General features: G+C 65.3%; 12 protein-coding genes and 1 tRNA gene. 4 read left to right on the top strand and 9 right to left on the bottom strand.

Annotation, left to right across the window (positions count from 1 at the left end; all coding sequences use genetic code 11):
* From IT430_03970 to IT430_03930, 9 genes are all read right to left on the bottom strand, one after another.
* Positions 1-286: hypothetical protein (locus IT430_03970; GenBank protein MCC6907076.1), on the bottom strand; the 286-nt coding region annotated here is incomplete at its 3' end.
* 205 nt (positions 287-491) lie between these two features.
* On the bottom strand, positions 492-866 hold the full coding sequence (locus IT430_03965) for a hypothetical protein (protein ID MCC6907075.1): 375 nt from the start codon (positions 864-866) through the stop codon (positions 492-494).
* On the bottom strand, positions 863-1,234 hold the full coding sequence (locus IT430_03960) for a hypothetical protein (GenBank protein MCC6907074.1): 372 nt from the start codon (positions 1,232-1,234) through the stop codon (positions 863-865). Before IT430_03960 ends, IT430_03965 begins: the two co-directional genes overlap by 4 nt.
* Before the next feature lie 59 nt (positions 1,235-1,293).
* Positions 1,294-1,385 (bottom strand) — tRNA-OTHER (locus IT430_03955).
* A 6-nt stretch (positions 1,386-1,391) separates the two neighbouring features.
* Positions 1,392-1,604 carry a hypothetical protein gene (locus IT430_03950; GenBank protein ID MCC6907073.1) on the bottom strand — a complete coding sequence of 71 codons (213 nt, stop codon included), beginning with the start codon at positions 1,602-1,604 and terminating at the stop codon, positions 1,392-1,394.
* A gap of 8 nt (positions 1,605-1,612) precedes the next feature.
* Positions 1,613-1,828 (bottom strand): hypothetical protein, encoded by a 216-nt coding sequence (locus IT430_03945; protein ID MCC6907072.1) that lies wholly within the window; start codon positions 1,826-1,828, stop codon positions 1,613-1,615.
* Positions 1,825-2,064: a hypothetical protein gene (locus IT430_03940; protein ID MCC6907071.1), complete on the bottom strand. Its 240-nt coding sequence runs from the start codon at positions 2,062-2,064 to the stop codon at positions 1,825-1,827. Before IT430_03940 ends, IT430_03945 begins: the two co-directional genes overlap by 4 nt.
* 5 nt (positions 2,065-2,069) lie before the next feature.
* Positions 2,070-2,636 carry a hypothetical protein gene (locus IT430_03935; protein ID MCC6907070.1) on the bottom strand — a complete coding sequence of 189 codons (567 nt, stop codon included), beginning with the start codon at positions 2,634-2,636 and terminating at the stop codon, positions 2,070-2,072.
* Positions 2,637-3,384: 748 nt separating this feature from the next.
* Entirely contained in the window at positions 3,385-3,669 is a 285-nt protein-coding gene (locus IT430_03930) for a helix-turn-helix transcriptional regulator (GenBank protein ID MCC6907069.1), read from the bottom strand.
* Between the two features lie 111 nt (positions 3,670-3,780).
* On the opposite strand from IT430_03930, the gene IT430_03925 reads away from it, so the two are divergent.
* The 4 genes from IT430_03925 to IT430_03910 form a co-directional block, all read left to right on the top strand.
* On the top strand, positions 3,781-4,608 hold the full coding sequence (locus tag IT430_03925) for a helix-turn-helix transcriptional regulator (protein ID MCC6907068.1): 828 nt from the start codon (positions 3,781-3,783) through the stop codon (positions 4,606-4,608).
* Complete coding sequence (locus IT430_03920; GenBank protein ID MCC6907067.1) at positions 4,608-5,108, top strand: hypothetical protein; 501 nt, start codon at positions 4,608-4,610, stop codon at positions 5,106-5,108. Before IT430_03925 ends, IT430_03920 begins: the two co-directional genes overlap by 1 nt.
* 815 nt (positions 5,109-5,923) lie before the next feature.
* The gene (locus tag IT430_03915; protein MCC6907066.1) at positions 5,924-6,262 is read left to right on the top strand and encodes a hypothetical protein; all 339 of its coding nucleotides are present in this window, start codon (positions 5,924-5,926) and stop codon (positions 6,260-6,262) included.
* 358 nt (positions 6,263-6,620) lie between these two features.
* Positions 6,621-6,783, top strand: a 163-nt coding sequence (locus IT430_03910; GenBank protein MCC6907065.1) for a hypothetical protein, incomplete at its 3' end; no start/stop codon positions are given.

Raw genomic sequence — 6,783 nt, 5'->3', positions numbered from 1 at the left:
GATGCTTGCCTTCGAGGTCGATGGCGTTGAGGCCATTGAACTCGCGGCGCCGCGCGCCGACGGACGAGGCGAGCCACTTGTCGGCGATGCTCAGATCGAGCGGGCCGTTATTCCAGTTGCCCTCGGCATCGCGCGTGCGATCCGAGAAGAAGTGATAGTCGGGCCACCAGGTCAGGCCGCCGACCTCCACGCACAGTTCGGTCTGCGTGCGCATCATGAAGTCGCGGCCGCGCGGGTTGTAGCCTGCGAAGTCGTGATCCATGATGATGGGTCGGGCTTGATTCATTTCTTCACCACTGAGGCACAGAGGGCACGGAGAGATCAGGATTCAGACACGATGCGAACGCGGACGACACGAAAGCCTCGCCGATACATGCTGCGCCACGTGCCGCGTCCGGACGCAGCCCTTCTCACCTCGCGCGAGCAGCTGTGAATGCAACAGGTCGGCACGCGGCCATTGGGATGGCGCAGCGCGAAGGCGCGAATCGGTTTCACGGCTTGCCCCTTCCCTCGACGCCGGCGGCGAGGCGGCGGCGGGTGCGATCGTGGAGTGCCGTCAACGCCCTCCGAGCGTGAAACAGCACTTCACGATTCTCAAAGCACGCCATCGGTCCGCGCTGGAAGCCCTCCAGGCGATCGATGACGATGGCCAGCAGCGCCTCGTTGGTAATGCCGTTCACGCCAACCTCGCAGACGGGGCCGGATTGGAAGCCGATGAGTTCGAGCGTCTCGTCCGCTTCAGGGTTGACGATTGCATAGAAGTGCTGTTTGGGATCTTCGCCCATGGCAAAGATGCGCAGTCGATCGACGCGGCTGTCGCCGACATGATGCAGCGTGATCTCACGAGAGGCATTTTCGTCTGTCATTGCAGGACTCCTCGAATCTGCGGGTACTCGCTGAGCAGCCGGTTGATGACGTGCTCGCCGCGATGGATGCGCTTGCGCAGCGGCCTTGTGTCGCGCTTGCCGCTGGATCGATCCACTTGGAGCACGAACGTAATCGCGTGCTTGCAGTGCGGGCAGTACGTCGCCATGTACGCGGCGAGGCCGAACGACACCTCGTTGCGCGCATACTCGACGACGGCGGCGGGGCCGATGACGGTTTCGCAGGTCGGACACTCCAGGCGGATGATCTCGCGCGGCACGCTGCCGGCGTCGCCGGTGGCGAGCACCGCGGCCCGCTGGTCGGCGGCCGTCTGCTCGCGCATGGGAACTCTTCGCAACGCGGTGCTCATCGATCCTCCGATCCATTCACCACGGAGCCGCGGAGAGCGCGGAGGCCGATGCCGACGAATGCCCGGGGCAGGACTCGAACCTGCGACCTTGGTCCGTGTACGCGGCGAACCGCGCTGCATGCACACGCTCTACCAACTGAGCTACCCGGGCTCATGTTCATCCTGCTCTCCTCCTCCGCGTTTTCCGGGCCGCGACGCAGTAGTGCTTGACGCGTTCGCCGATCCGGCGAACCTCGATGGTCACGGAATGCCCGCGCGCTTTGGCCTCGTCGCGCATGCAGCGAGCCAGCATGATCGCATCATCCTCGCGCAGCCGCATCTCCAATGTTTGAACGCCTTCACTGTCGGGGAAGTACTCGATGGCCCTCACGAGAAACATCACGCCGCCCTCCCGCCGCTCGCCGGCTTCGCGTCATTCTGCGCCGCCTCGGCCTTCAACTGGTGCTGCCAATCGCGGGCCGTGATGTCGAGGATGCGCTTGAGCCCGCCGCCCTTGCGGCTCGCGCCGCGCGTCACCTCGCGCAGCACGTTGAGCCGATCGAGATCGGTGCCACGCTCGGCGCAGTACTGGCGGAACCACTGCCGGTACGTCATCGCTTCACCGCCTTCCGCGCTTTGGCCCGGCGCATCTGCCGCGTCTCGGCCGGTTGCACACCGTCGCCGCGCCACGAACCCACGATGTGGTTCGCACGCTTCTCGAATCGCCGCATCGAGCGTTGCGCCCTTTCCATGCCCCGGACGTAGGGATCGATGTCGAGGTTGATCGGCTGCAGCGCCATCACTGCCGTGTAGGCCGCGATGAAGTTGCTGCCGCCAGTTCTCTCGGGCATCACGCTCATCGCCTCACCGCCTTCCGGTTGAGCCCATCGGCGCTGCGCGCGATCCAGTCCTCATACATGGCGTCGATGAGCTTGCCCACGCCCAGGATCACCGCGATGTACTCGGGCAGCGTGTGCCGCAGATCCGCGATGAGTTCGCCGTCGTCGCCGTCGACGCGCCGATCCCGCAGGATGCCCAGGAGGCGATCGACGAACAGCCCGTGGTCGTTGTGCAGGCGCTGGAGTTTCAGGAAGGCCTCGGTCATCGCCGCCAGGTCGCGCCCCGCGCCGACGTCGGGCAGGCTGTACACGGCGTACTTCGTCGGATCGATGAGCAGCCGCATGATGCGCTCATCGCGCAGCTGGTCGAACAGCATCGCCCAGCGCTCGATGCTGATGTGGATGCGGTGATTGAGCATGAGGTAGACGGCCTGCTCGGACACGCCCCACAGGGAGGCGAGCTGCTGGCGGGTGATGCCCTGCTCGTCGTCGACGATGGTGCGCAGCAGTTCGACGGCCCGCGAGTCGTGGGCCGTCGTTTCGGCGAGTGCAGTCATGATCTCGCTTTGGGTTGCGGCGTCCATGCCGGGGTCCTCGATCAGCGCTGCGCTTTTGGGCGCAGCTTGAAGCGCAGCGGCGGGCGAGCGCCCGCTATGCTGCTCAGCGAAAACGCACCGCCGGCGATTGGGTCGGCAGTGCGCGGAGGGGAGAAATGAGTCGAGCCAGGCACTAGGCACTGGGCACCAGGCACTGGGGAATCGACCGCGCCGGGCTGTCGCTCGGCGCGATCCTTGGTTCGACCGACAATGGAGTTTTCCTCGATCGGCAGGCCTCCGGTATTGGTGCATGCCCCAGCGCGGCCCGCGACATGCGAGCCTTCAACGACGGGGCGGGTCATAGATGAGAACACGCTGCGCGGACGATCATGGGCCGCGCAGCGCGATGGCAAAAACGCACGGCGCGTCCGGTGGACTGCCGCGTCGTGCGTGGAACCTTCGAGCGCGGGACAACGAGTCACCGCGCGCGTGTGGGACTCAGCGCTGATCTCGTCGGAATGAGGGCGCTGGGTAGGGGGCAAGGACGCATCGCGAGAGGAGAGAGGGGCCGGGGCGCTGCTACCCAATCTGACCCCATTTCTAGAGGCTGCCTGCGACGACTCAGCGCAAACGGTTCCGCCCCTGTTGAAAACGTGCAACGGGCGTGCGGATTCGGAACCAGCCGCCGAGGCCAACGCCCCGGACTCTCTCGTCTTGTGGTGCGATGCGCCACTTGGGTAAATGCCGCCGCGCGCTGTGCGGCGGCACGTATCGATGGACGCGCACGCGGCGGCGGTCATGCGGACCTCCGGCCGTGGCGCGAGTTGTGGACAGCCCCCCGCACGGCCGTTGATTGCTCGGCAGGGGGTGCTTGAAGAGTGCGAATGATGACGGAGGACGGGTCGATCTTGAGAGAACGTACGAACGCAGACAGTGATGACCGACGGACTCGATCACCCCGAAGAATGCGGGCGACGGTCTGCACGTGCAGGCCCGTCTTCGCCGCAAGGGCCGCGTCCGTCAGGCCGCTGTTGAGCGCCGCAATTCGGATCGCATCGAGGTTGTATTCCGATCGGCCCACGCCACGACGCTAGGTGTGCAATCCTACGCCGTCAAGTGATAGTCTATGCAAAACTGTGATCTTACTGCACAAGTCACAAAAAGCCAAGGACTTCCGTGCTACAAGAACGGCATGATTGATGACTTTGCGGCCTGGGTTCGCCAGACGCGGCTGGCGCGCGGATTGAGCCAGGGCGACCTTGCAGAAGAGTCGGGGCTTTCGCGTGAATTGATCAACCGGCTGGAGCGACAGCGCGTTGAGTACGTCTCCGAGTTGACGATCATTCGCCTGGTCCGCGCACTCGGGAGAAAGCCGCCGGCATCGGTCTTGGCGGGGCTTCCGGTGGCGGCCGCAGAGCGTGATATTCCCAGCGGCGCATCAATCGATTGGGATCAGGTTCTGGAAGATGCACCCGGTTCAAGCCCACCGGCGTCGCTCTCGATCGAGGCGCCGGACACGGGCGCGGCCGTGAGCGATCTCAGTTCCCTCCGGGCACCGTGCGGCAGGGCGTTTCCGCAGTTCACAGTGACCGCCGCAATAAGCCGCGCACTGGGCCTGTCCGGGAAGGACGTCCAAACATTCGTACTCGGCGAGAGCGCGGGATTCCGACCAGCGCATCCGAACTTCAAGCCTGGCGACTTCATCGTCGCGTCGCCGTCGGTTCGGATGACGCCGGGGATGCTCTCCTGCGTGGAGATCGCGCACGACGACGACGCTTACTGGGTGGCCGGCTTCGTTTGGTCGCGCGACGGAGAGGCGCTAGAAATCCACCCAGTGCTCGGGGGATTTCCATTCCGAGTTCCATTCGTCGATCGACGCCATATACTGCGCGTCGTCGCCCATCTTTCGACGCGCCTCATTCCAGTGATAGAAGGTGAGCCGGAGCTGCGTGTTATCATGCCCGCCCTTCGGCCGAAGGAGTCAAAACGCCCAAGGAAGAAGCGGAAAAAGGAGTCCTGATGCGCAAGTTCAAGATCACCGGCATCGATCGCGACTCGGGGTTTGAAACGACGATCATCGTCGAGGCCAAAGATCGCCCCGCGGCGGTCGCGGAAGCCGAGAAGCGGGGTGTGTCGGCACAGCGCTGCGAGGAAGTCGTGGCCGATGAACTTGCCGCAGTTGGACACGAGCGGCCTGCCCAGGCGGTTGCGGGAATGAGCAGCGCATCGCCCTGGTCCCGCCGGCGCCGCGCTGCCGGGGACGGTGAATCGAGCGACGCGAGCGACGCGCCGCCGCCGCCAGACGAGCCGCCTGCGCAGGTCACGCCCCTGTACCCGCCGCAACCGTTCCAGCCGTATCAGCCAGACTTCATCATGCCGCCGCCGCTCTACTGGAAGAAGCTCAAGGATACGATCGCGAGCGGGGTTTTCTGGGGTCTGATGACATGGTTCTTGTTCTGGATCATCGTCCCGGCCGTGGTCATCTTCGTGCTCTTTCTCGTCGGCAGCATCGCGATGTAGCTCATCCGGCACCGCTTGACAGCGGATTGGGACGCGCCTACTGGATTCGCTGAATGCACGGCGCACTGAAACGCGCCGGCCTCCGGCCCCTCGGGGCCGCTGACAACCCATCGCCGCGACGCTTGAAGCGCGGCCACCAGATCGGGACCAACGGGACGTAGTGAACCCCGCCTGATCGCAGAAACGCCAAGGATGGTGTTTCGTGGCCACCAGCGCACTGAAGCGGATTCGTCTCGGCAAGTACCCCTGCATCACCACCAGCGACACTCCCCCGCACGGCCGTTGCACACTCTCTCCCGCGAAACGGCAAGCCATCCGCGAATACGCGGAGGGAATCGCCGTCATCGCGATGATCGCCATCGTCGCGCTGCTGCTGCTCGCCGTCGGCGGATGCTCTGCGGCCAAGACCGCCGCAAAGGCGTACGCGAGCGCGACGATTGACAACCACGCCCTGATCCTGCCCGACTACGCCGCGTACCTCCATGCCGATCCGGACATCGATGCACGCGCCCGAGAATCGCGCCTCGAACTCGTCGCGAGCCAGCAGCGCCTCGATGCAATCTACGGACCCGCGAGCGGCGATTCGCCCAGCCCCGAGTACTGCACGGCGACGATCACGCGCCACAGCATGATCCTGCCCGAAGTGCGATCGTACTACGAGGCCGATGCGGCTCTGACCGGGGGCACGCTCCGCGCCCGCACGCTGCTCATCGAAGAACAGCAGCGCCTCGATGCGCAGTGGCAACTCGACTTCGGCACCCCCACCCCGCCCACAGCGCCCACCGCACCCGACCCACAGCCAGGAGTGAACAGCAATGGCCAAAGCCCAGCAGCCCGACCCGCGTCAGCAGATGCAGGACTTCGTCGACTCACTCATCTCGGAGGCATCCGAGGAACTCAAGCAAGCGCCAGCCGATGCGGCGCGCATCCTGCAGGAAATCGCGGACATCGCCTCCGACCTGGCGAATCGCGGGGGCAAGCTCGACAGCAAGACCACCGCATGGCTCAAACGCTCGATCGAGACCGCGATCGCGACGGGCGTGGTGCGCAACACGGGCCGGGCGGCGCGCTCGCAACGGGCCGCGCTGCAACTGGCGGCGGGCCTGCTCATCGGCGCCATCAGTGGCGTGGACCTGCGCCATCTCTCGCGCTGAGCGCCATCGGCATCGTCTTTCATGATCCGCGCGGCCATGGTTTCGCGCGGTTACATCCGGTCGCGCTAAGGCGCACATTCCACTGGGACACTGACGAGGCGCTGGTTTCCGTTCGGCCCCGAGCAACTCACGGCCGAGGGGCGGCCAGCGCCTCCGAGTCCATTTCTCCCGCTAATAAAACCCCCGTGAGCGGGCCGCGCTCCGTACGGGTCACCGTCCAGCGCGGCCAAATGCAGCGCCCCGGGCGGCCGCGGAGCCGCCCGGGGCTTCTTGCCTACCGACCTTTCCCCAGTGCCTAGTGCCAAGTGCCTAGTGCCTCCCGTTCGACGACCCGTCAACGCCCATTCGAAAGCCAGTCATGGACAACGCACCCAAGATCGAAATCGAGCCCGGCAGCGAGACCAGCGAGAACAGCATCGCCAAGCTCGCGCAGTTCGGCGGTGGCGGACTTTTCGCGACCGTGCTGACGCTCGCGGCGACGACTGATATCCCGCCGTCGATTCTCATCACGGCGCTCATCT

The organism is Phycisphaerales bacterium, from assembly GCA_020852515.1.
In the GTDB taxonomy this organism is placed as follows: Bacteria; Planctomycetota; Phycisphaerae; order Phycisphaerales; family UBA5793; genus UBA5793.
The sequence above is the reverse complement of the archived record's forward strand: the minus strand, read 5'-3'. Positions and strand labels throughout refer to the sequence as shown.

Excerpts from the sequence above, each read along its gene's own strand:
- IT430_03960 (MCC6907074.1), bottom strand. The coding sequence starts at position 1,234 with ATGAGCACCGCGTTGCGAAGAGTTCCCATGCGCGAGCAGACGGCCGCC.
- IT430_03965 (MCC6907075.1), bottom strand. The coding sequence starts at position 866 with ATGACAGACGAAAATGCCTCTCGTGAGATCACGCTGCATCATGTCGGC.
- IT430_03940 (MCC6907071.1), bottom strand. The coding sequence starts at position 2,064 with ATGCCCGAGAGAACTGGCGGCAGCAACTTCATCGCGGCCTACACGGCA.
- IT430_03935 (MCC6907070.1), bottom strand. The coding sequence starts at position 2,636 with ATGGACGCCGCAACCCAAAGCGAGATCATGACTGCACTCGCCGAAACG.
- IT430_03945 (MCC6907072.1), bottom strand. The coding sequence starts at position 1,828 with ATGACGTACCGGCAGTGGTTCCGCCAGTACTGCGCCGAGCGTGGCACC.
- IT430_03915 (MCC6907066.1), top strand. The coding sequence starts at position 5,924 with ATGGCCAAAGCCCAGCAGCCCGACCCGCGTCAGCAGATGCAGGACTTC.
- IT430_03920 (MCC6907067.1), top strand. The coding sequence starts at position 4,608 with ATGCGCAAGTTCAAGATCACCGGCATCGATCGCGACTCGGGGTTTGAA.
- IT430_03925 (MCC6907068.1), top strand. The coding sequence starts at position 3,781 with ATGATTGATGACTTTGCGGCCTGGGTTCGCCAGACGCGGCTGGCGCGC.